Raw genomic sequence first — 22,524 nt, forward strand, 5'->3', positions numbered from 1 at the left:
ACAGCGCCTGGAACCTCACGTCCGGCGCTGCCATTTCTTTTATTGAAGGCATGGAGGAAATCCTCTATAATGATAGTGCTGAATTATCGTTCATAGGAGGAAAACCACCATGCAACATCTTGATTTTATCACATTTCTGTTGCAACTTCCACAACAATGCAAGGAATTTGTTTCGGAGGATGTTCTTCAATTCCAACTGCCGCGCAGGCATCACGATTGCCCATACTGTGGCGGCAGCCATACGAGCGTAGACAAATACCGCACACAGATTTTGCGCGGTGTTCCGGATGTCCGCATCACATTCATCTACAAGAACCGCCGCTATCGGTGCACGGAGTGTGGCAGAACCTTTTCAGAAGACAGACCGTTTCTCAAAAAATATCAGAGGATGCCGGAGAGTGTCGTAGAAGACATGGTTTCAGCTCATGGAGACCTTTTGACTGATTCTTATATCGCGCGCCATCACGGTATTTCGCCTTGCACCGTCTCCCGCCATTTCCTGAGAGCGATGCGGAGGCAAGACGCGAACACCTTAGACATTCCAGACACTCCGCAAGGCGGGGAGGAGGCGGCGCCTTCTGCCTTTCCGACCGTATTGTCGATGGATGAGTTCCGGGGAAATGTGGGCGCGAAATTCCAAGTCGCCATCCACGATCTGAAGGAACGCACCTGCCTTGACATCATCGAGAACCGCACGACGCATCTTCATGAAGCCATTTCCTCCATACCGGAAGCAAGCCGTATGCAGGTGGAGACATTCTCGATCGACCTTTCCAATCAATTCCGCAGCATCGTCGCTCAATACTTTCCCAATGCCACCATCGCTGCGGACAAATTCCACGCGATGCGCTTGGCCAGCGATGCGATGGATACTGTTCGGAAGAACGTGCAGGAAAAAATGAAAAATCAAAACGAGAAGCTGTCCTTCAAAAAATCGAGGAAACTCCTTCTTTCACGTTTTCAGCACCTAGATGAGAAAGCAAAGACAAGGCTTGAAAAGCTCCTTGCAGTGGACGCCCAGTTGCGTACGGCATACGAGCTGAAAGAAGAATATCACAGCCTGTTCGACGCAGCAAACCACAATGATTTTCTTGAAAAGGTGCGGGTATTCTCTTGCCACGCGGAACAATCCGGCATCAGATCGTTTAGAAGCGTCGCCAGAACGACGCAAGAATGGAAGATGGAGATTTGGCATGGCATAGCAACAGGATATAACAACGGTTTTACCGAAGGCTGCAACAATACAATCAAAGTCTTGAAAAGAATCGCATATGGCTTCCGCAACTTCGAAAATTTCCGCTATCGTATCTTGTATCTCTTAAACAACCAGGAACGCCGTCAACGCAGGAGTAAGCCAAAAAATCAAACCAGTGCGAAAAAATAATAAAAAATTTTTATAAAAATCAACCGTAACTATTGACAAAAAGCCCCAGAACCGAGAATCTTGACAGCGCAGTCCTTTTCCATTGTTTCTTTTTTCTTGCTAAAACCAAACATCACAAGACCCCCTAAAATCTTTACAAGAATAACGATTGAAAGATATTGAATACATAACCCACGAAGATGATGCCGAGCGTGCAAAAGGAGACGAAGACCTGGAGCAGCCGGCGTTTCACAACCTGGCTCAGCATGATCAGGGAAGGAATGCTCAACGTGGTGACCGCCATCATAAAGGAGAGGACGGTTCCGAGATTCGCGCCCTTGGCGAGCAGCGCCTCAGCAATGGGAATGGTGCCGAAGATATCGCCGTACATGGGAACGCCAAGCAATGTCACCATGACGACGCCAAGGGGATTTCCGTCGCCGAACGCAGCGCTGATCCAGGCCGCCGGAATCCAGTTGTGGATCAATGCGCCGATACCGACGCCGAGTAATATGTAGGGGAAGACCTTGCGGAAGGTGCGCGTCACTTGTTCCTTTGCGTAGCGGACGCGCTCATCGCGTGTCATCTTCTCCGCGGCGTCCTGCGGCAGAGGGGCGTTCCGAACGAAATCCTCCACATACCGCTCCATCCCGGCTCTCTCGATCAGCGTGCCGCCGATGACGGCGATGATCAGGCCGACCACGACATAAGCGACGGCAATCTTAGCACCGAAGATGCTCATGAGGATGATGAGACTGCCTAAGTCCACCATGGGCGAAGAGATCAGGAAGGAAAAGGTAACACCAAGCGGCAGGCCGGCGCTCGTGAAGCCCATGAATATCGGAATCGACGAGCAAGAGCAGAAGGGCGTCACCGTACCGAGCAGGGCGCCTGTGATATTGGCGCCGAGTCCGTGGAACCGGCTCATGATCCGTCGGCTGCGTTCCGGAGGGAAATAGCTCTGGATATAGGAAACCAGGAAGATCAGGACGCAGAGCAGCAGCGTGATATTGATGACATCATAGAGGAAGAAATGCAGACTGCCGCCCAAGGGCTGGGCGATGTCGATGCCGAGCAGCTGCAGCCCGGTGCCGATTCCTTGGTTCAGCCATTGCATACCTAGGATTTGTGTTTGAATGAAATTCCACATCAAGATACCCCTCCTGTGCAGCGAAGCGAAGCTATGAATTTGCGGTACGCTGTCAAGGTTTCACAATCCAGCGAATAATACATCCACTTCCAATCCTTGCGACAGCGTATGATGCCAGCGTTTTCCAGCTGTTTCATGTGATGTGACAGGGTCGGCTGCGTGATCATGAGCTTCTCCAGGAGTTCGCAGGCACAACACTCTCCATGTGTCAGGAGTTGCACAATGCGCATGCGGTTCAGATCGCCCAATGCCTTGCAGATCAGGACGGCTCTTTCGATATCCATGAAAACACCTCCTCATATAGATAAACATCAATACTATGCGTTCAGTATAACATCATATAGAAAAATGTCAATACGATAATCATCTTTTCCATGCGTGCTCTTCGACGTATTCGGGGAAGTGGATCGGCAGCGATAAGCAGTGTTGGCTGGGATTTCCTGGGCAAGCATCTTGATAATTACTTTAAGGCATAGTATAATAACATACGTCAATCGGACATTTCTCAAAATCGCATACGGAGGAGCAGGTGTCGCAAGACTTAATAGGGAAGTCGGTAGGAGCCGCTGATGCATCAGTGGTTCCGGCAAAGCCGGCGCGGTCCCGCCACTGTGAGGGGAGCAGCTTTGCATGATGTCACTGGAGATTATCTCTGGGAAGGCGCAGAGCGGCGATGAACCGAGCCAGGAGAACTGCCTGCTCATCGGTCACCGATGGTACTCACGAAGGATGGGGAGGGGACTCTGGGCGGAGGCTCAGGCCTTTCTTTTTCATGGAAGCAGCATCGGCGGCGCAGGAAGCGCCGCCTTTTTTTCGCTTGTGGGGAGCGGGCAGGCTTTCTGCGTGGGGGAGAAAGGTCTTTGGTAGAGATTGCTGATGAAATCAGCGATATTGCGAAGGGGGATTTCCTGTGAAAAATTGGAGAAACATGCTTGCAGCAACGCTTGCGGTCTCGGCACTCGTCGGCTTTTCCGCGCCGATGACGGAGGCGGCCTATTCCCTGAATCCAGAGGTCAAGGATGCGACGCCGGCGCTCAAGGAGGCGTCGCAGATCGGCGTGCTGAAGCACGAGACGCCCGAGCTTCAGAATGAGGCGAACAAGGACGCCATCGTCGTCATGAGCTTCGGCACGACGTTCAAGGACACGCGCGCGAAGACGATCGACGCGACGGTCAAGGCCATCCAGGCGGCGCACCCCGATGTCAAGGTCGTCACGGCGTTCACGAGCCATATCATCATCGACCGCATCGCGAAGAACGAGGGCATCAAGTATCCGACGCCGGAGGAGGCCCTCCAAGAGCTCAAGAGCGACGGCTATACGCGCGTCGCGCTCGCGTCCCTCGATGTCATCCCGGGCATGGAGTATGCCTATGACAAGGGCGTCTACGAGAACTACAAGAACCAGTTCAAGAAGATGACGCTCGGTACGTCGCTCATGTACTGGCAGGGCCAGGAGGAGCAGCCGGACGATGTGACGGAGACAATCGAGGCGCTCGAGACGCAGTTCCCGAAGCTGAAGAAGGATGAGGCCATCCTCATCATGGCGCACGGCACGCCGCAGGTGTCGAATGCGTACTACTCCGTCATCCAGGCGAAGATCAATGAACTCGGGCTCAAGAATGTCTTCGTCTACACGGTCGAGGGCTGGCCGTCTCTCGAGACGGTGATGCCGAAGCTCAAGGCAAACGGCATCAAGAAGGTCACGCTCATGCCGATGATGATGGTCGCGGGCGACCACGCGAACAACGACATGGCGGGCAGCGACCCGGACAGCCACAAATCGCAGCTCGAGGCGGCGGGCTATAAGGTCGATGCCTATATCCACGGCATCGGCGAGAACGAGAAGATCCGCGCGCTCTACGTCAAGCGCGCGAACGACGCGTGGGATGCGCTCGAGAGCGATAAGTAAGCAGAAAATGTCACGCTGAGGAGATGGCTCGGCGGCAGCAAGGAGGAATGCTGCCGCCGGGCCTCTTTTGTTGGGCGCATGGGCTGCTCGCGCGGAACGGCTTTATGGAGAAAGCGCCTGCCTCTGATATGCGCCGGTCGGGCATGCTCGCTGCGAGGCGCGCAGCACGGGAGCGTGTCAAGGAAGCAGGAATCCGCCAGTGAGACAGCGAATGATGAAGTGTGAAGCAGATGTCAGATGCAGAAAGGAGTGGGACATGGTGTTTCGCGAAATGAGGAGGAATCGGCAGGCGCTCTCGCGGGAGGAATGCGTGCGCGTTTTGCAGCAGGCGACTTCGGGCGTGCTTTCGGTAGCTGGCGATGATGGCTATCCGTACGGTGTGCCGCTGTCGTTTGCGTGGTCGGAGGGCAAGCTGTATTTTCATGCGGCGAAGAGCGGGCACAAGCTTGATGCCCTGCGTCGGCAGGAGAAGGCGTCGTTCTGCGTCATCTTGCAGGATCACGTTGTGCCGGAAGAGTTCACGACCTATTACCGAAGCGTCATTGCGTTCGGCAAGGTGCGCATCATCGAGTCGGATGACGATCCAGAAAAGCGCCGCGGGCTGGATCTGCTCGCGGACAAATATTGCCAGGATGTTTCCGCGAAGAGCCGTGAGGCTGAAATCAGCAAGCTGAAGCAGGCGCTCGTCGTCCTCGTGCTCGACATCGAGCATGCAACGGGCAAAGAGGCGAGGGAGCTCATGGAAAAGCGTCAGCAGGTCTGAGGCTTTCCTTTGCGCGCATGCTGCGAGAGACGGCAGGAGGGCGTTGGCTGCTCCTGCCGTCTTTGTTTCGCTTGCCAGATGTGATAGAATGAGTACGTATCTCAGCGATAGGAGGAAAAGGATGCAGCCAATGATGGAGCTGGAGGCGCTGACGAAGCGCTTCCGCCATAAGGATAAGGCGGGCCGCATGGCCTGGAAGACGGCGGTGGACGGCCTCTCGCTCTCGGTGGGGCGCGGGGAGGTGTTCGGCCTGCTCGGCCCGAACGGTGCGGGCAAGACGACGACGATCCGCATGCTCACGCTGCTCACGGAGCCGACCTCGGGCCGGATCCTCTACGGCGGGCAGGAGGCCGCGACGCATGCGCGCATGGTCAAGCAGCTCATCGGGGTCGTGCCGCAGCATGTGAATTTCGATCAGGATCTCACGGTCTGGGAGAATCTCGAGCTGCACGCGCGGCTACATCACATGGGACGCGCGGCGCGGGAGGCGCGCATCCGGCAGCTGCTCGACTATGTGGAGCTCTCCGAGGTGCAGAACGACGGCGTGCGCCGCCTCTCAGGCGGCATGAAGCGCCGCCTGCTCATCGTGCGCGCGCTCATTCACCGGCCGCGCGTGCTCTTCCTCGACGAGCCGACGGTCGCGCTCGATCCGCAGGTGCGCCGCCGCATCTGGACGCTCGTGCGCAAGATGAAAGCGGCGGGCGTGACGGTGTTCCTCACGACGCATTACATCGAGGAGGCGGAGGCGCTCTGCGACCGCGTGGCGATGCTCGCGGGCGGGCGGCTCGTCGATCTCGATACGCCGACGCATTTCTGCGAGAAAATGGGACTTTCGACGCTCGAGGATGTGTTCCTCGCGCTCACGGGGAAGAAGGTGCAGCCATGAACGCGCTCATGGATATCTGGACGGTATTCTGGCGCGATTGGGTGGTGCTGCGGCGGCGTCTCACGAAGTTCATCCTCTCGCGCATGGTAGCGCCGATGCTCTATCTCGTGGCGTTCGGCTGGGGGCTCGGCAGGAGCATCCAGGTGGCGTCCGGCACGTATCTCGATTTCCTCGTGCCGGGCATCCTCGCGCTCAATTCCATGAATATCAGCTTCAACAGCATCACGCCCGTACACGCGGAGCGCATCTATCACAAGAGCCTCGAGGAGTACCTCATCGCGCCCATCTGGCCGCCCGCGTTCGTCATCGGCAAGGTACTCGCCGCCGTGCTGCGCGGCCTCATCTCCTCGGCCATCATCGTCGCACTTGCGCTGCTCTTCGGCGCGCAGATCGCGTTCTCGCCGCTCTTTCTCGCCGTGCTCGTGCTCAACTGCGTCATCTTCGCGGAGATCGGGTTCCTCGCGGCGATGAAAATCAGTACGTATGAGGAGATGGGGCAGGTCAATACGTATATCCTGCTGCCGATGTCGTTCCTCTGCGGCACCTTTTTCTCGACGCACGCGCTGCCGGCGGCTGTGCGATTCTTTATCGAGCTGCTGCCGCTCACGCACACGAGCTATCTTCTGCGCGGCCTCGGGACGGGAACGGCGGTATCGCCGCTCTCATTGCTCGTGCTGCTCGCGTATGCCGTGCTCTGCTTTGCCTGGAGCTGCCGCGCGTTTTCCCATCTCAGGAGGTAAACTTTGTTCAAGACGATTCTGCATCACCGCGCGTCCTCATGCGAGGACTGCGCGAAACTCTGCTGCACGAAAATCGATGATTTCACGGTTCGCATCGGGAGCTTGACGATCTTCGAGCATGTGCATCTCCATGTTCACTGCGGGCAGCTCACGGCGCTCATCGGTCCGAACGGCGCGGGCAAGAGCACGCTGCTGCGCTCCATCCTCGGCGAGGTGCCGCACACGGGAACGCTCCACTATGTCGATGCGAAGGGCAAGCACACGGGCCATCCCGTCATCGGCTATGTGCCGCAGTATCTGCGCTTCGACGTGAGCGCACCGACGAGCGTTGAGGATATCTTCATGGCGTGCCTTTCGCGCCGCCCTGTCTGGCTGCTGCCTGCGGGCAAGCTGCGCGCGCGCATCCAGCGCGGTCTCGCGCGCGTCCACGCGGAGCATCTCATCGACCGGCGGCTCGGCGCGCTCTCAGGCGGCGAGCTGCAGCGCGTATTGCTCGCGCTCGCGCTCGATCCGATGCCGGATCTCCTGCTGCTCGATGAGCCGGTGTCCGGCGTCGATCAGAACGGTCTCGAGCTCTTCTATGAGATCGTGGCGGAGCTGCGCGAGCAGGAGGACATGGCCATCATCCTCATCTCGCACGATCTCAACATGGTCGCGAAGCATGCGGATCAGGTCGTGCTGCTCGATAAGCGCGTCATCTGCTCGGGAACGCCCGAGGAGGTTTTCTCCGATCAGCGCACGAAACATATCTTCGGCGTGCTCGCGGGCGAGACGGCGCGCGAGGCCGCGGCGGAGATTCCCGGCGCCGCGCGGGAGCAGGCGGGCGCTGCGCCTGCGGCAGATGCTATGGGAAGGAGGAATGCCTGATGGAGACCATCGCGGGCCTTCTGCCGCAGCTGCTGCCCTTTGAGTGGGCCGCGCACCATTTCATGCAGAACGCGTTCCTCGCCATTTTGCTCGTGACGCCGCTCTTCGGCCTGATGAGCACGATGGTGGTCGCGAGCCGCATGGCCTTTTTCTCCGACTCACTGGGTCACGGCGCGTTCACGGGCATCGCCATCGGCGTGCTGCTCGGCTCCGTTTCGCCGCTTTTGTCGCTCGTGCTCTTTTCCGTGGCGTTCGCGGTGTTCATCACGTATATCAAGAACAAGAGCACGGCGTCGACGGATACCGTCATCGGCGTCTTCTCCTCGACGGCCATCGCTCTCGGCCTCATGCTCATGAGTTACGGCGGCGGATTCAATAAGTTCTCCTCGTATCTCATCGGCGACATCCTCAGCGTGACACCGGAGGACCTCTCGGCGCTCGCCGTCGTCTTCCTGCTCGTGTTCATCGCCTGGGGGGTGCTCTTCAACCAGCTCCTCGTGCTCTCCATCAACGCCTCGTTCGCGCGCAGCCGCGGCATCCGCGGCTTCTGGGTGGAGAGTGCGTTCGCCGCGCTGCTCGCCGTTGTCGTCTCCATCAGCATCCAGTGGGTGGGCATCCTCATCATCAACGCCCTGCTCGTGCTGCCCGCGGCCGCCGCGCGCAATGTCGCGCAGAATGTCAAGCAGTACCATCTCTTCTCCGTGCTCACGGCGCTTTTCTCGGGCATCACGGGTCTGCTGCTCGCGTATTACTTCAATATGGCGGCGGGCGCGACGATCGTCGTCGTCTCGTCGGCGGTGTTCTTCGCGACGCTGCTGCTCGGCAGGCGGCGCTGACCGCCGCCCGGAAAGTGCGGAGGAGGGCACACAGACGCAGCATCGCGTTTGAGAACTATTGAAAGGAAGGATTCCCCTTGCCATCGGTTGTCTTGGTATTCCTCGGCGGCGGCCTCGGCGCCGTCTGCCGCTATTTCGTGACGACGCAGGTCGGCGCGCGGTTCGGGACGGTGTTTCCGTTCGGCACGCTCACGGTCAATACGCTCGGCAGCTTCCTCATGGGTCTCCTCATGGGCGCGCTCCTCTTCCTCACGGAGCGCACGGGCCTCACGGCCGGCCCGCTGAAGCTTCTCCTGACCGTCGGCTTCCTCGGCGGCTTCACGACGTTCTCCTCGTTCAGCATGGAGACGATGACGCTCTTGCGCGGCAGCAGCTATTTCTACGCGGCGGCCAACGTCGCGCTGAACCTTTTCTGCGGCTTCTGCGCCGTCTGGGCGGGACTCATGCTCGCGCGGACGCTCGTGAGATGAGATGCTAGGGGGCAGTGGATGCCCTGCGGCCTGACGCTGCACGCGGAAATAGTTGAATAAGCGATACCATTCAAATGGGACACGCTCGTACTGGTTATGAGCGTGTCCCATTTTTGCAGTTACAAAAAATAAACGTGGCAGCGTCTTGCAAAATATAAGCAACCGCGGTATGATATAGCCGAAGTAGATATAAAAAATATATCTAGCAGCGAATGAAATACAAAAAATATATAAAGGAGATGAGACGACCTTGGATCTGAAACAGCTTCATTATTTCATGACCATCGTCAAGGAGCAGCAGATCACGGCAGCCGCCAAGAAGCTGCACATGACACAGCCGCCGTTATCGCATCAGATGAAGCTGCTGGAAACGGAGCTCTCTGCCCAGCTCTTCAAACGCGGCTCGCAGTATATCGAGCTCACGGAGGCGGGGCGTCTGCTCGCGCGGCGCGCGCAGCAGCTTCTGGATATGGCGGCTGATACCGTGCGCGAGATCGATGAGCTCAACCAGCGCCTCGAGGGAACGCTTTCCATCGGGACGATCTCCTCGTCCGGCAGCATCCTGCTCAGCCCGGGGATGCAGGCGTTTCATCGGGAATACCGCAAGGTTCATTTCGAGATTCACGATGCCAACACGTATCAGCTGATCGAGGAGCTTGAGAAGGGCATCATCGAGATCGGCATCGTGCGTACGCCGTTCCATACGAGTTCGTTCAACTGCCGGTTCCTGAATACGGAGCCCATGGCCGCCGTCATGACGGCGGATCTCGACTGGTGTCCCGAGCGGGAGGAGATCGCTGTCACGGAGCTTCACGAGCGGCCACTCATCATCTATCGGCGCTTCCAGCAGCTGCTGCAGGAGGTCTTCGACGAGAAACAGGTGGCACCTGAGATATCCTGCCGCAATGACGACGCGAGGACCACTGTCCTCTGGGCCAACGCGGGCCTTGGCATCGGTATCGTGCCGCGCTCGGCGGTGGCGCTGGCTGCGCATGAGCAGCTGCGTGTCAAGACCATCGCTGAGCCGGCGCTCGAAACGCATATCGCGGCTGTCTGGCGGCGTCATACGGAGCTTTCGCGGATCGGAGAAGCATTTTTGACGGCACTTTGCGGCCCGGACGCGGCGGCAGAGGCAGACGGGAAACAGGAGGAAAATCAATGTCCGACGAGGAAATGAAATCTGTGGCAGCGAGCTGCCGCCATTTTTACTGGAAGTTGTTCCAATCGACGTTTCTCATCAGCGCGTTCACGGTGGGCGGCGGCTTCGTGATCATCCCGCTGCTGCGCGCCAAGTATGTGGACGAGTACGGCTGGCTCGATGATAAGGAGACGCTGAACCTCGTCTCCATCGCCCAGTCCATGCCCGGCGTCGTGGCGGTCAATGCCGCCATCATCCTCGGGTATCGCATGGCAGGCCTCCGGGGGGCGCTCACGGCGCTTGCGGCGACCATCCTGCCGCCGCTTGTCACGCTGTCCGTCATCTCCTGCGCCTATGACTGGTTTGCGACCAATCCCTATGTGCGCTATGCGCTCAAGGGCATGCAGTGCGGGGCCACGGCCCTGATCGTCAATGTGGCCATCGACCTCTTGCAGAAGCAGTGGCGGAAGAAGCTGCTCTGGCCGCTCGCGATCATTGTCGGCACCTTCGTGGCCAATTTCTTTTTCGGTGTCAATATCATGCTGCTCGTGGTGATCGACGGACTGCTGGGCCTGGTCTTCCTGCGCGGCGCGGCGTATGGGAAATAAGGGAGGGCGGAACGCATGATTTATCTGATCTTGTTCTGGGAGTTCGCCAAGGTCGGCATTTTCTGCGTGGGCGGCGGCTATGCTTCGATGCCGCTGATCCAGGCGGCTGTGGTGGACACGTATCATTGGATGAGCCTCGGGGAGTTCGTGGATATCTTCACCATTTCCCAGATGACGCCGGGGCCGATCGGCATCAACGCCGCTACCTTCGCCGGTATGAAGATCGCTGGCATCCCGGGCGCCGTCTGCGCCACGGTGGGCTTCTGCACGCCGTCGCTGTTCCTTGGCATCATCCTGGCGAAGCTCTTTTTCCGCTATGGCGATATCGGCCCCATCCGCGGCATCCTCAACGGGCTGCGGCCTGCTGTGGTGGCCCTCATCGCCGTCGCCGGCATCAGTTTCGTGGTCCTCGCGCTCTGGAATACGGAGACGCTGCCGGAGGATCTCTCGGCCCTCGATCCGCTGGGCGTCATCATCCTGGCGCTTTCCCTCGTGGCGGTGCGCAGGAAGGTCGGCGTAATCAAGCTCCTGGCCGGCACGGGCGTGGCAGGACTCGCGCTGGGACTCGCTCAGCAGATGCTGCGCTGAGCGGATACAGCTTGTGCGGGGCATATAGAGAGGGAAAGGGATGAGACGCGTTTTCATACGAGGAAATGCGATTCTAAAATTTTTCTAGAGCGTGTATTGCCGATACCTTTGCAATACTTTATAATAAACTCAACGCACAAACGTCCACTTTGTGGACATTGTGCGCCCGCCCTTACAGTAAAAGGAAGAGGAAACGTCCTGTTCTCTTTGTGCAGGGGAGAGGGGGGCACAGAGGAGCTTAACGGTCCGTCAGGAGGTGCGCGATGCCTTTGTTCCGGAAATCGATGCTCGTGCTCCTGCTGCTGGCGCTGGTCGTCGGCGGCGGAGCGTTCTATGGCATGCAGTCACAGCAGGAGGCCGTCGTGCTCGATGCGGCGGAGCAGCCAGCGGCAGAGGAGGCGTCCGCGGGTGTTACGGTCTATGTCACGGGGGCGGTGCAGCAGCCAGGCGTCGTGACAGTCGCGGCAGGCGCGCGGACGGCGGATGCCGTCAATGCCTGCGGCGGCCTCCTGCCACAGGCGGATGCGGAGCGCGTCAACATGGCGCAGCCGGTGAAGGACGGCCAGCAGATCCGTGTGCCGGAAAAGAAGGAGACAGGAACGGCTGGGGCGGACGGTAAGGCAGCACCTGGCAAGGACGCGGACGGGTGCGTCAACCTCAATACGGCGGATGAAAAGGCGCTCGATGCGCTCCCGGGGGTCGGCCCTGCGACGGCGCGAAAAATCATCGAATACCGCGAGAGCGAAGGCGGGTTCCAGAGCACTGAGGATCTCATGAAGATTAAGGGTATCGGGCAGGCAAAATACGATAAACTCAAGGATAAGGTCACGATCTGACGCCTCATCTCGGCACGCGGGGCGCAGGATGGCTGGTGCGCGATGGGCGGCGCCGCGTGACGATATGAGGGCAGTGGCAGGCGTTTTTTCCTGCTGCTGCCCTTTGTTGCTTTTGCGGGGGGCGAAGCGCGGAGCGGCAGATCTGTGTTGCTGCTGGCCATGAGCGGACAGCTGGTGTCGTGGGAAAAGGGATGTGCCGGATGGCCAGGATATCCCTTGACGATGGCGGGCACGCGGCAGCGCGGGAGGCGGGGAGGTTTTGGGATGAGAGAAGAGCTGCGAGAGTTTTTCCGCAGATGGCGCGCGGCGGCGCCCGGGCAGCAGCAGGAGCCGTTCCTCGCGCTCTTGCTCATGCTCGTGGCGCTGGGTATTCTCTGTGCCGAGCGGCTGGCGCCGCCTGCGCCGCTCTGCGCGCTGCTTTGCGTCTGCGCGCTGCTTCTCGGTGTGTTCCTCGTCTGGCGGCAGCGCCCGTCTGCCTGGCTCGCGCTCGCCGTGCTCTTTTTCGCGCTCGGCGGCTTGCGGTTCCTCGCGGCGGACGCTCTGCCGCTGGCGGATGTCTCGCGCCTCGCGGGACAGGAGGCGCGCGTAGAGGGGCAGCTACGCGCTGCGCCTGTGCTGCGGACGGATGCACAGGGCGTGCGTCATGTACGCTATGAGGTGGAGGCCGTCTCGGTGCAGGCGGCAGGCGGCAGGCGGCAGAGCGCTGCGGGCGGGCTCTATGTCTACGCGGTCGTGCCGGATGGGCAGGAGCCGCCCGCCGCGCGCGTTGGAGATATGGTCGCGGCGCGCGGCAGGCTGCGCGTGCCGCATGGCTACCAGAATCCCGGCCAGCTCGATATGCGGCGCATGCTGCGCGCTGCGGGCATCACGGCGACGCTCGCGGCTGGCAAGCAGGGCGTGCGGGTAGTGCCGCAGGAGGGATACGCCTTCTGGCGCGCGCTCACGGCTGTGCGGGAGCACTACCGCGCGTCGATGGAGCGCGTGATGCCGCGGGAGGACGCGGCGGCGGTCTTCGCGCTGCTCTTCGGCGGCTATGAGGGCATCAGCGAGGAGCTCGTCGCTGATTTCACGACGACGGGCATCGTGCATCTCCTCTCGGTCTCCGGCTCGCATATCAGCCTGCTCGCGGCGGTGCTCGCGGCGCTGGCGGCGCTGCTGCGTCTGCCGCGGGCCTTGCGCGCGGGGCTCGTCATCGGCGGCATCGCCGTCTATGCGCTGCTCGCTGGCTGCGTGCCGCCCGTCATCCGCTCGGCGCTCATGGGCGGGCTGACGTTCACGGCGCTCGCGCTCGGGCGCGAGCACTCGGCGCGGCGCATCCTGCTGCTCACGGGGCTTTTCATGCTGCTCTGCTGGCCGCTCCTGCTCTTCCATATCAGCTTCCAGCTCTCGTTCCTCGCGACGGCGGGGCTGATCTTCCTCGCGCCGCCGCTCACGCGCTGGCTCCGCGCGCACAGCTGGCCGCGCTTCCTCGCGGCGGGGCTTGCCGTCACGACGGCGGCGCATCTCGCGACCATGCCGGTCATCGCGTATTATTTCCACATGTTCTCCGTCTCGTCGTTCGCGGCGAATCTCCTGCTCGTTCCCATCGTCGAGCTGCTCATCGTGCTCGCGCTCGCGGCAGGCATCGTCGCCTGGCTGCTGCCGCCGCTGGGGAAGCTTGCGTTCGGCGCGGCGAGTCTCCTGCTCGGTCTCGTGGCGGAGGCGGCGGGCGCGTTTGCTCGCCTGCCGGGCAGCCAGATCTATGTGCCGCCGCCGGGGCCATTTGCCTGTCTCCTCTGGTATCTCGCACTCGGCTGCGCGTTCCTGCCCGCGTCCGTGCGGACGGCGGCGCTCCGCCTTTGCCGCCGCTATGCGCGCGAGGGGGCTTTGCTGCTGGCAGTCGCTTGTGCCGCCTGGGGCGGCGTGCGCCTGCTCTCGCCGCCGCAGCTCGCGGTCACGTTCCTCGATGTTCATCAGGGCGATGCCGCGGTGCTGCAGATCGGCGGGCACGCGTTCATGATTGACTGCGGCGGCACGCGGGACCAGGCCTTCGATGTCGGCGGGCGTGTCGATGTGCCGTATCTCCTGCACGTCGGCGTCCGCCGCCTCGATGCGATCTTCCTCTCACACGTGCACGAGGATCATGCGGCCGGAACGGGCGGCGTCCTGCGGCGGCTGCCCGTCAGCGCCGTGTTGACGGCTGGCGAGGGACGCGCGGCCTACGCGCGTAGCATGGGGCTCTCGACGGCCGATCCTCTGCTCGACCGCCTCGTGACGCTACATACGGGGGAGCGCTACACCATCGACGGCGTTACCATCGAGGCCATCGCCGTGCCGGAGGCAGAGGAGGCGGCGGGCAACGAGGCCTGCGCCGTCCTGCGCGTCCGCTACGGCGACGCAGCGTTCCTCTTCACCGGCGACATGGAACAGGCGCAGGAGGCGGCACTGCTCGTCGCGCAGCGCGATGTCCGGTGCACGGTGCTCAAGGTCGGGCATCATGGCTCCGCCACCTCGACGAGCGCGTCGTTCCTCGCGGGCGCTCGGCCGCGCTACGCCGTGATCTCCGTCGGCGCAGACAACACCTTCGGCCACCCGCGTCCCGAGGTGCTCGCGAGACTTCGCGCGGCGGGGGTGCGGACGTTCCGCACCGATGAGGATGGCGCTGTCACCTTCCGGACGGACGGGCGGCGCCTCTGGGCGGAAACATACGCGGCGGGGGAGGTGTCGCTGACGCAGTGAGGTGCAGCGCGGGAGCGCCATCGGCTGTTGGTGGTCAGGCCGTCGCCGCATAGATGGGCGTCTGCGCGGCGGTGCGCTGAGAAATTCCCGCACGCTGGCAGGAATGTTCGCCTTTTTGTCGAATAAAGAGAAGAAATCAAGAGATACAGCGCGCCGGTATTGTGCCGGTTCGATAGGGAGAGTTGTTTTCCGCGCTATGCCATGGGCTGCGCGGAGGGGAAGGCGATAGGGGAAGATATGACGAAGGAAGAACTCATCAAGCAGCAGATCCAGCGGATCGAGGTGCTGGAAAACAAGGTGGCGTCGCTTGAGACTGAGCTTGCGACCTTGCGGTCGCGCTACGAGGCGCGGCGCAGCGCCGCGGCATCGGATATTAAGGAGAGCCGCGAGAAGGATCTCTACCCGCAGGAGCGGCGCGAGATCCTCATGGATGTCCTGCGGCAGGCGCGCAGGAATATCCCTGATGGCACGCGGCGCGCGGATGTCGTCGATGACGCGCTCGCGAGCTGTGCCGTCCAGGGCATCCCGGCGAAGAAGGAAAAGGCGCTCAAGGAGGCGCTCACAGGGTATCAGGATATGGACGCGTCGCTGCGCCGCAAGCTCTCTGACCTCGGCATCGATGTGGCGGAGAAGACGAACCGTCACTGGAAGGTGCGCTACTATGGCGATCCGCGCTACAGCGGCGCGATTCCCTGCAGCGGCAGCGACGGTTTCCGCGGCGGGCGAAATCTCGCGGCGGATCTCATCAAGCGGTTTTTTTAGAACGTACCGCATGTGCCAGGGATTCTTTCCGGTGTCGCCGTCTTTCGCTGTCGTCGCAGAGAGAGCGCGTTCCGAGGAATGGAAGGGAGAGAGGGCATGAGTTTGTTTCCAGGCGTTGGTGTGATTGCGAATGTTGCAGGGATTGTTGCCGGCGGGTGTGCTGGGCTTGCTTTCGGAAGATTCCTTTCCGAGAGGCTCCAGCGGACGCTCACAGCGGCCTGCGCGGTGGCCGTCATGTTCCTCGGGCTGGGCGGCGCGCTCTCCGAGGCGCTGTCGCTCAGCGCGGACGGGCGGCTCGTCTTCTCGGGGAGCGGTATGCTGCTCGCGAGCATGATCGGCGGCGCGCTCATCGGCGAGACAGTCAATCTCGAGGACCGCATGGAGCAGTTCGGGCGGTTCCTGCGGCGCAGAACGCGCAGCCAGGGCGATCCGCGCTTCGTCGAGGGCTTCGTGACGGCCTCGCTCACAGTCTGCATCGGCGCGATGGCGGTCATCGGCTCCATCAATGACCGGCTGCTCGCTGATCCGACGGTGTTGTTTGCAAAGACGGCGCTCGATACGGTCATCGTCATGGTCATGACGGCGTCGCTCGGCAAGGGGTGCGTGTTTTCGGCGCTTTCGGTCGGCCTGTTCCAGGGGAGCATTTTCTTCGCGGCGGGATTCTTCGCGCCGCTCATGACGCCGGCAGCGCTGGACGCGCTCAACTATGTGGGCAGCCTGCTGATTTTCTGCGTGGGCACGAACCTGCTCGGCCTCACGCGGATCCGCGTGGCGAATCTCCTGCCGTCGCTTGTGGTCGCGGTCGCCTGGGCCCTGGCCTGAGCTAGGGCAGCGCCCAAGCGGCTAGCGGGGTGTTTGGCGGGAGCCTTGCGAGGAGCGCGGGGTTCCCGTTTTTGATGTGGTTCCTTTAGAAAGGAGATGCTCTCATGGGTGTCGAGATCGAGCGGAAGTTCCGCGTGCGGGCTGGCTGGCGGCCGGACAGCGCGGGGGAGGAGATCGCGCAGGGATACCTCTCCTCTGTGCCGGAGCGTACGGTGCGCGTGCGGCTGCGCGGCGGCCGCGGCTATCTCACGGTCAAGGGGAAGAACGGCGGCGCGGACGCGGCGCGCCGCGCGGAGTTCGAGTACGAGATTCCCGCGGCGGACGCGCGCGCGCTGCTCTCGCTCGCCGAGCCGGGCGTCATCGAGAAGGAGCGCTGCCTCGTGCCCGTGGCGGACGGGCACACCTGGGAGGTCGACGTTTTCCACGGGGAGAACGAGGGCCTCGTCGTCGCGGAAATCGAGCTCGGCGCGGAGGATGAGCCGTTCGCGCGCCCTGACTGGCTCGCGGACGAGGTGACGGGCGACGCGCGCTATTACAACTCGAGTCTCGCGCGGACCCCGTATCGTCTCTGGGAGGAGCGGTAACGTTATGCTGGAACTCATGGATCTCAACGACCGCCAGCGGGCGGCGGCGGAGAATCTCGACGGCCATATCCTGCTCACGGCGCCCGCCGGCACGGGGAAGACGGACACGCTCGCCTACCGCATCGCGAACATCCTCGAATCCGGGTGCGCGGAGCCTGAGGAGGTGCTCTGCCTCACGTTCACGAACAAGGCGTGCCAGGAGATGCGGGAGCGCATCGAGCGGCGGGCGGGGGAGCCGGGCAGCCGCGTCTATGTCAAGACGTTCCACAGCTTTTGCTATGATGTCATCAAGAGCGAGGCGAAACGGCATCTCGACCTCTTCGCTGATTTCGTCATTTTCGACGAGGTGGACTGCCGCACGCTGCTGCGCGAGATCATGCCGGAGGATCTCGACGTGCCGGCGGAGACGCTCGCGCGCGTCATCGCATTTACGAAGGAAAAGCAGGCGCAGTGGGACATCATGAGCGGTGATGCGCAGGCCGACCGCCGCGCCGTCATCGCGCGCATCTACCGCGAGGCGCGCGATGAGCTCGCGCGTCTCTGCGTCGACGACCGCTACCAGCAGCTGCCGAAGCTCCGCGACGGCTGGGAGATCTGGGGCGCTTCGCTGCTCGGCCGCTATGACGCGCGGCTCGCGGAGGCGCACGGGCTCGATTTCACCGACCTCATCGTGCGCGCGAAGGCGCTGCTGCGCCAGCTCGAGATCGCGCGGCGCTGGGCGGCGCGGTTCCGCTACATCAACATCGACGAGGTGCAGGATACGAGCCTGCTTGAGTACGGCGTGCTCGAGCGCATCTTCGGGGAGAGCCGCCTGCTGCTCGCGGGCGATCCGTTCCAGACCATCTACGAGTGGCGCGGCTCCCATCCGGAGCGCGTGCGCGAGCAGTTCGTCGCCGCGTACCAACCGCAGGAGATCGTCCTCACGGAGAACTACCGCTCGACGCAGCGGCTCCTCACGGCCTCCGCCTGCGCGCTCGAGCGTCTGTTCCCCGCGCGCGTGGCGGCGCTCTATCCGGACGGCCTGCGGGCGGAGAGCCAGGAGCTCGGCGAGCGCATCGAGATCAAGGGCGCTGCGGACTTCAACGAGGAGGCGCAGTGGATTTACTATCGCATCCTCTCCCTGCCCGTGGAAAACTATGCGCGCGTCGCCATCCTCACGCGTAGCAACCGCTATACGAAGGAACTCTCGGCGCAGTTCCGCACCATCAGCCGCTATGCGGAGGGCGAGCCGCTGCCGTTTTTGCTCATCGACGATACGCGCTTTTTCCGGCGGCAGGAGATCAAGGACGCGCTCGCGTTCCTCAAGCTCGCGGTGAACCGCCATGATACCGTGAGTCTCCTGCGCGTGCTCGGACGCTTCGCGCGCGGCATCGGCCCCGCGGCCATCCGCACGATCTCCTCGGAGGCGTACCGCCGTGCTGGCGTGCGCATTACGGACTATCTCGACGCGCTCACGCGCGAGACGGGAGATCCTTTCGCGCGTCTCGTCGAGGCACGCGCGGCGGAGAACGTCGTCGTCTTCGACGTCGAGGCGACGGGCGTCGATACGACGCGCGACGAGATCATCCAGATCGCGGGCGTGCGGCTCGCGGCCGATGGGAGCATCAAGGAAAAGTTTATGCACTACATCCGCCCGGAGCGCTCCGTCGGCAAGTCCGTCCGCGTGCACGGTCTCACGGACGAGTTCCTCAGGGAGAACGGTGAGCCTGCGGCGGAGGTGCTGCGCGCATTCTGCACGTTCGCCGCCGGCAGCGTCATCGTCGGGCACAACGTCACCTACGACCTCCATATCCTCGCGAGCCATCTCGCGCGGCTCGGCCTGCCGCCGCTCGCGTACGACACGTATTACGATACGCTCGACATCTTCCGTCGCTTTCATCCGAACCTGCGCTGCCATACGCTCGCCTATCTCGGCCAGGTCTGCGAGGTGCAGCACGCGTCGTCGCACGATGCTTTCGACGATATCTGCGCGACGGCGGAGATCCTGCAATACGCCGTCGCACGCGACATCGAGCCGACCGCGGATGCGCGCCGCGCCTGCATCGCTAAGTACCTCGCGGCCTTCGCACCGCTCGCGGACAAGATGGCGCTGCTGCGCGCGCAGGCGGGCGAGCTGCGCCCCTGGCAGCTCCTCGGCCAGATCGTCCTCGAGACGGGCATGGCGGACTATTACAAGAAGCGCCGCGAGGCGCAGCGCATCGAGAACCTGCGCGATCTCTTCCGCCGGGCGAAGGAGCTCGACGACCGCGAGGTTCCGCCGCAGGATGCCATCTTCCGCTTCCTGCGCTACACGACGCTCTCGACGACCGACCTCGAGGCCCTCTCGAAAAAGCCGCGCATCCCCATCATCACTGTCCATCAGGCGAAGGGCGCGGAGTTCGACTATGTCTTCCTTGCGGGGCTCCAGCAGGGGACCTTCCCGGGGCTTGCCGCGCTCAAGCGAGGGAACGTCGACGAGGAAAAGCGCCTCTTCTACGTCGCGATCACGCGCGCCCGCAAGAAGCTCCTGATCTCCTGGAGCCAGTTCCGCTGCGGCCACTGCCAGCAGGAGAGCGAGTTCCTGCGCGCGCTGCCCGCGGAGGATGTGAAGCGCGTGTAGGGGCGCAGCGGTTCCTTAAGGAACCACTGCACTATGTCGATAATATGGGTAGAGAGTAAGGGAAGTGGGTACCTCTCGGGGTGCCCTTTTGTCATTCATGGAGGAATGCATCATGCTGGAAGGAATCGGCACCATCGGCAGCTACTTGCAGCTGAAGGATCTGCGCCTGCAGGCCAAGACGAAGCTCAGGACGGGCAAGAGCCTCAAGGAGCAGCAGGCGGCGTGGAATCGTCAGATGACGGAGCAGAATCTCGCGGCGCAGAAAACGAAAAAGAAAAAGGATGTCTCGGACGATACGCGCGCGAGCATCATCACGCAGAAGCTGCGGCGCGGTCAGGAGCTCTCGGCGGAGGAGCTCAAGTATCTCAAGGAAAAGGATCCCGACCTCTACACGAAGGCGAAGCAGGCGCAGGAGACGCGCGCGGAACTGCAGAGTGCGCTCAAGCAGGCGAAGACGAAGGAGGAGGCGCAGCGCGCCGTCGCAGCGGCGCAGCTCAAGGTCGCGACGCAGGCGATGAATGAGTCGAAATACGGCTCGGCCGATGCTGTGATGAGCGGCGCTATGAGCGCGGGCGCGTCACCGGTCGGCGCTGCTGCCACTGCCGGTGCGGTGGCGGATATGGGCGCGAGCGGCGCGGCTGATGTGTCCGGCGTGAACGCGGCAGCGGGGGAGACAGGGACATCTGCTGCCGCCGCGGCGGTGCCCGAGGCGGGTATGCCTGCCCCTGCGGCGGCAGGCGCAGAAACCAGTGCGCAGGGAGCGGCATCTCCTGCCGGCGTAGCGGCTGGGGTGCAGGATACAGCCTCCGCGGCTGTGCATGGCGGCGAGGCGGCAGATGGCCTGGCGGCTGCGGCAGGGAAGGGGGCGCCGCAGGGCGCGCAGGCATTGAGCGAGCGCGTGGCGGCGCAGCGCGCGGAGCGCCTCTCCGCGCAGCAGGCGAACCGCACCGCTGCCCTCGGTCAGCTCGAGAGCGCAAAAAACGCGAAACCTCCTGTGGATGAAAAATACCTCTACATGTTCGCGGCCATCCAGGATGAGTGGAAGAAATTCGTGGGTTCCAAGGACTACGACGCGCTGCCAGAGAGTGCGCTCGATGCCCTTGATCCCGAGAAGGACGAGCGCCGCCGCCGCGCGTCCGGCAAGGCATCCTACCGCACGACGGCGCGCCAGACGCTCGAGGCTGCCGAGCGCTATCGCCTGCAGGGAAATAGCGATACCGCGGGCGGGGCGGCAGGCGCACTCGTCGATCTTTCGACCGGGGATGCCGCGGGGACGCCTGGAAGGGGTTACTGATTCATTTGGGCGCTTCCTTGTGGCTTGCTATCAACCATGTTTGAAAAACATAGAAAGTATGCAAAAATACATGTATACATTTCCGGCGGAATATAGTATACTTCATCTTGGTAACAACGTACACTGTTGTATTAGGGGCTGCCGCAGGGATTGCATGATCGTTCGTGCCATCCCTGCAGCAGCCCCTTAATTCAAACCAAAAGGAGAGATTTACCTTGTCAGACAGCAAAAAGTACATCCAGTCCGTGTTGGATCTCGTATCGAAGAAGGACCCGGGACAGACGCATTTCAAAGACACTGTCACGGAAGTCTTGAAGACCGTTGCACCGGTTCTCGATCAGCATCCGAACTACGAGCAGCACAAGCTCCTCGAGCGCATGGTCGAGCCAGAGCGCGTCGTCATGTTCCGTGTCCCCTGGCAGGATGACAAGGGTGAAATCCAGGTGAACCGCGGTTTCCGCGTGCAGATGAGCAGCGCGATCGGCCCCTACAAGGGCGGTCTGCGCTTCCATCCGAGCGTCAACCTCGACATTCTGAAATTCCTCGCGTTCGAGCAGGTGTTCAAGAACGCGCTCACGGGCCTGCCCATCGGCGGCGCGAAGGGCGGTTCGGACTTCGATCCGCACGGCAAGTCGGACAACGAGGTTATGCATTTCTGCCAGAGCTTCATGACGGAGCTCTACCGGCACATCGGCCCGGACGTCGATGTGCCGGCGGGCGATATCGGCGTCGGCGGCCGTGAGATCGGCTATCTCTTCGGCCAGTACAAGCGCATCCGCGACAGCTATGACGCGGGCGTCCTCACGGGCAAGCGCGTCGACTACTGGGGTTCGCTCGCACGCACAGAGGCGACGGGCTACGGCCTGCTCTATTTCGTCAAGAACATGCTCGATGCGAAGGGCATCGACCTTAAGGGCAAGACGCTCGTCGTCTCCGGCGCGGGCAACGTCGCCCAGTACGCCATCGAGAAGGCGCAGAGCTTCGGCGCGAAGGTCGTGACCTGCTCCGACTCGAATGGCTACGTCTACGATCCGGACGGTATCGACCTCGACGCCGTCAAGGAAATCAAGCAGGTGCGCCGCGGCCGCATCAAGGAGTACGTCGAGACGCATCCCAAGGCCGAGTACCATGAGGGCTGCAAGGGCGTCTGGACTGTCAAGTGCGACGTCGCGCTGCCGTGCGCGACGCAGGGCGAGATCGACCTTGAAAGCGCGAAGGCGCTCGTCGCGAACGGCGTTACGGCCGTCGGCGAGGGCGCGAACATGCCGTCCACGCTCGACGCCATCGCCTACTTCCAGGAGCACAAGGTTCTCTTTGCGCCCGCCAAGGCCGCGAACGCCGGCGGCGTCGCCGTCTCGGCCCTCGAGATGGCACAGAACTCCGAGCGCCTGCAGTGGACGTTCGAGGAAGTCGACGCGAAACTCCAGGGCATCATGAAGAACATCTACGAAAGCGCGAAGAAGAATGCGGAGAAATACGCAGATCCGGACGATCTCGTCTCCGGCGCGAACATCACGGCGTTCAGCAAGGTCGCCGAGGTCATGCTCGCACAGGGCCTCGTCTGATCGCAGTATCAAGGAAGCGCTGATTA

General features: G+C 62.0%; 21 protein-coding genes and 1 riboswitch. Of the genes, 19 read left to right on the top strand and 2 right to left on the bottom strand.

Annotation, left to right across the window (positions count from 1 at the left end):
* Window positions 1–109 precede the first annotated feature (109 nt).
* The gene (locus tag F599_RS0107465) at window positions 110–1,384 is read left to right on the top strand and encodes an ISL3 family transposase (protein ID WP_019542904.1); all 1,275 of its coding nucleotides are present in this window, start codon (window positions 110–112) and stop codon (window positions 1,382–1,384) included.
* Window positions 1,385–1,517: 133 nt separating this feature from the next.
* On the opposite strand, the gene F599_RS0107470 is transcribed toward F599_RS0107465, so the two are convergent.
* Window positions 1,518–2,513 (bottom strand): permease, encoded by a 996-nt coding sequence (locus F599_RS0107470; RefSeq protein WP_019542905.1) that lies wholly within the window; start codon window positions 2,511–2,513, stop codon window positions 1,518–1,520.
* The gene (locus F599_RS0107475) at window positions 2,513–2,797 is read right to left on the bottom strand and encodes an ArsR/SmtB family transcription factor (RefSeq protein ID WP_019542906.1); all 285 of its coding nucleotides are present in this window, start codon (window positions 2,795–2,797) and stop codon (window positions 2,513–2,515) included. The genes F599_RS0107470 and F599_RS0107475 overlap by 1 nt, the downstream gene beginning before the upstream one ends.
* Before the next feature lie 226 nt (window positions 2,798–3,023).
* Window positions 3,024–3,227: riboswitch (cobalamin riboswitch) on the top strand.
* 196 nt (window positions 3,228–3,423) lie between these two features.
* On the opposite strand from F599_RS0107475, the gene F599_RS0107485 reads away from it, so the two are divergent.
* The 18 genes from F599_RS0107485 to gdhA all read left to right on the top strand — a co-directional run bounded on the left by F599_RS0107485 (window position 3,424) and on the right by gdhA (window position 22,498).
* A complete protein-coding gene (locus tag F599_RS0107485) occupies window positions 3,424–4,422 on the top strand; it encodes a sirohydrochlorin cobaltochelatase (protein ID WP_026327885.1) in 999 nt (332 codons plus the stop codon).
* 259 nt (window positions 4,423–4,681) lie between these two features.
* Entirely contained in the window at window positions 4,682–5,185 is a 504-nt protein-coding gene (locus tag F599_RS0107495) for a pyridoxamine 5'-phosphate oxidase family protein (RefSeq protein ID WP_026327886.1), read from the top strand.
* Between the two features lie 130 nt (window positions 5,186–5,315).
* Complete coding sequence (locus F599_RS13915; RefSeq protein WP_019542911.1) at window positions 5,316–6,071, top strand: ABC transporter ATP-binding protein; 756 nt, start codon at window positions 5,316–5,318, stop codon at window positions 6,069–6,071.
* The gene (locus F599_RS0107505; protein WP_019542912.1) at window positions 6,068–6,811 is read left to right on the top strand and encodes an ABC transporter permease; all 744 of its coding nucleotides are present in this window, start codon (window positions 6,068–6,070) and stop codon (window positions 6,809–6,811) included. The genes F599_RS13915 and F599_RS0107505 overlap by 4 nt, the downstream gene beginning before the upstream one ends.
* Before the next feature lie 3 nt (window positions 6,812–6,814).
* Window positions 6,815–7,678: a metal ABC transporter ATP-binding protein gene (locus F599_RS0107510; RefSeq protein WP_019542913.1), complete on the top strand. Its 864-nt coding sequence runs from the start codon at window positions 6,815–6,817 to the stop codon at window positions 7,676–7,678.
* Window positions 7,678–8,514, top strand: coding sequence for a metal ABC transporter permease (locus F599_RS0107515; protein WP_019542914.1), 837 nt, complete (start codon window positions 7,678–7,680; stop codon window positions 8,512–8,514). Before F599_RS0107510 ends, F599_RS0107515 begins: the two co-directional genes overlap by 1 nt.
* 77 nt (window positions 8,515–8,591) lie before the next feature.
* Complete coding sequence (gene crcB / locus F599_RS0107520) at window positions 8,592–8,984, top strand: fluoride efflux transporter CrcB (protein WP_033369233.1); 393 nt, start codon at window positions 8,592–8,594, stop codon at window positions 8,982–8,984.
* A 250-nt stretch (window positions 8,985–9,234) separates the two neighbouring features.
* The gene (locus tag F599_RS0107525; protein ID WP_019542916.1) at window positions 9,235–10,161 is read left to right on the top strand and encodes a LysR family transcriptional regulator; all 927 of its coding nucleotides are present in this window, start codon (window positions 9,235–9,237) and stop codon (window positions 10,159–10,161) included.
* On the top strand, window positions 10,143–10,730 hold the full coding sequence (locus F599_RS0107530) for a chromate transporter (protein ID WP_019542917.1): 588 nt from the start codon (window positions 10,143–10,145) through the stop codon (window positions 10,728–10,730). Before F599_RS0107525 ends, F599_RS0107530 begins: the two co-directional genes overlap by 19 nt.
* Before the next feature lie 15 nt (window positions 10,731–10,745).
* Entirely contained in the window at window positions 10,746–11,318 is a 573-nt protein-coding gene (locus F599_RS0107535) for a chromate transporter (protein WP_019542918.1), read from the top strand.
* A gap of 263 nt (window positions 11,319–11,581) precedes the next feature.
* Window positions 11,582–12,154, top strand: coding sequence for a helix-hairpin-helix domain-containing protein (locus F599_RS0107540; RefSeq protein ID WP_020700538.1), 573 nt, complete (start codon window positions 11,582–11,584; stop codon window positions 12,152–12,154).
* 264 nt (window positions 12,155–12,418) lie between these two features.
* The gene (locus tag F599_RS13920; protein ID WP_019542920.1) at window positions 12,419–14,872 is read left to right on the top strand and encodes a DNA internalization-related competence protein ComEC/Rec2; all 2,454 of its coding nucleotides are present in this window, start codon (window positions 12,419–12,421) and stop codon (window positions 14,870–14,872) included.
* A gap of 237 nt (window positions 14,873–15,109) precedes the next feature.
* Window positions 15,110–15,634 (top strand): hypothetical protein, encoded by a 525-nt coding sequence (locus F599_RS0107550; RefSeq protein WP_156021969.1) that lies wholly within the window; start codon window positions 15,110–15,112, stop codon window positions 15,632–15,634.
* Between the two features lie 96 nt (window positions 15,635–15,730).
* Window positions 15,731–16,456: a DUF554 domain-containing protein gene (locus F599_RS0107555; RefSeq protein ID WP_033369234.1), complete on the top strand. Its 726-nt coding sequence runs from the start codon at window positions 15,731–15,733 to the stop codon at window positions 16,454–16,456.
* A 104-nt stretch (window positions 16,457–16,560) separates the two neighbouring features.
* Complete coding sequence (locus tag F599_RS0107560) at window positions 16,561–17,040, top strand: CYTH domain-containing protein (protein WP_019542923.1); 480 nt, start codon at window positions 16,561–16,563, stop codon at window positions 17,038–17,040.
* Between the two features lie 4 nt (window positions 17,041–17,044).
* Window positions 17,045–19,639 (top strand): 3'-5' exonuclease, encoded by a 2,595-nt coding sequence (locus tag F599_RS0107565; RefSeq protein WP_019542924.1) that lies wholly within the window; start codon window positions 17,045–17,047, stop codon window positions 19,637–19,639.
* 112 nt (window positions 19,640–19,751) lie between these two features.
* Entirely contained in the window at window positions 19,752–20,933 is a 1,182-nt protein-coding gene (locus tag F599_RS0107570; protein WP_156021970.1) for a hypothetical protein, read from the top strand.
* A 215-nt stretch (window positions 20,934–21,148) separates the two neighbouring features.
* Window positions 21,149–22,498: an NADP-specific glutamate dehydrogenase gene (gene gdhA / locus F599_RS0107575; protein ID WP_019542926.1), complete on the top strand. Its 1,350-nt coding sequence runs from the start codon at window positions 21,149–21,151 to the stop codon at window positions 22,496–22,498.
* The last annotated feature ends 26 nt before the right edge of the window (window positions 22,499–22,524 follow it).

Source organism: Selenomonas bovis DSM 23594 (assembly GCF_000381005.1).
In the GTDB taxonomy this organism is placed as follows: Bacteria; Bacillota; Negativicutes; order Selenomonadales; family Selenomonadaceae; genus Selenomonas_C; species Selenomonas_C bovis.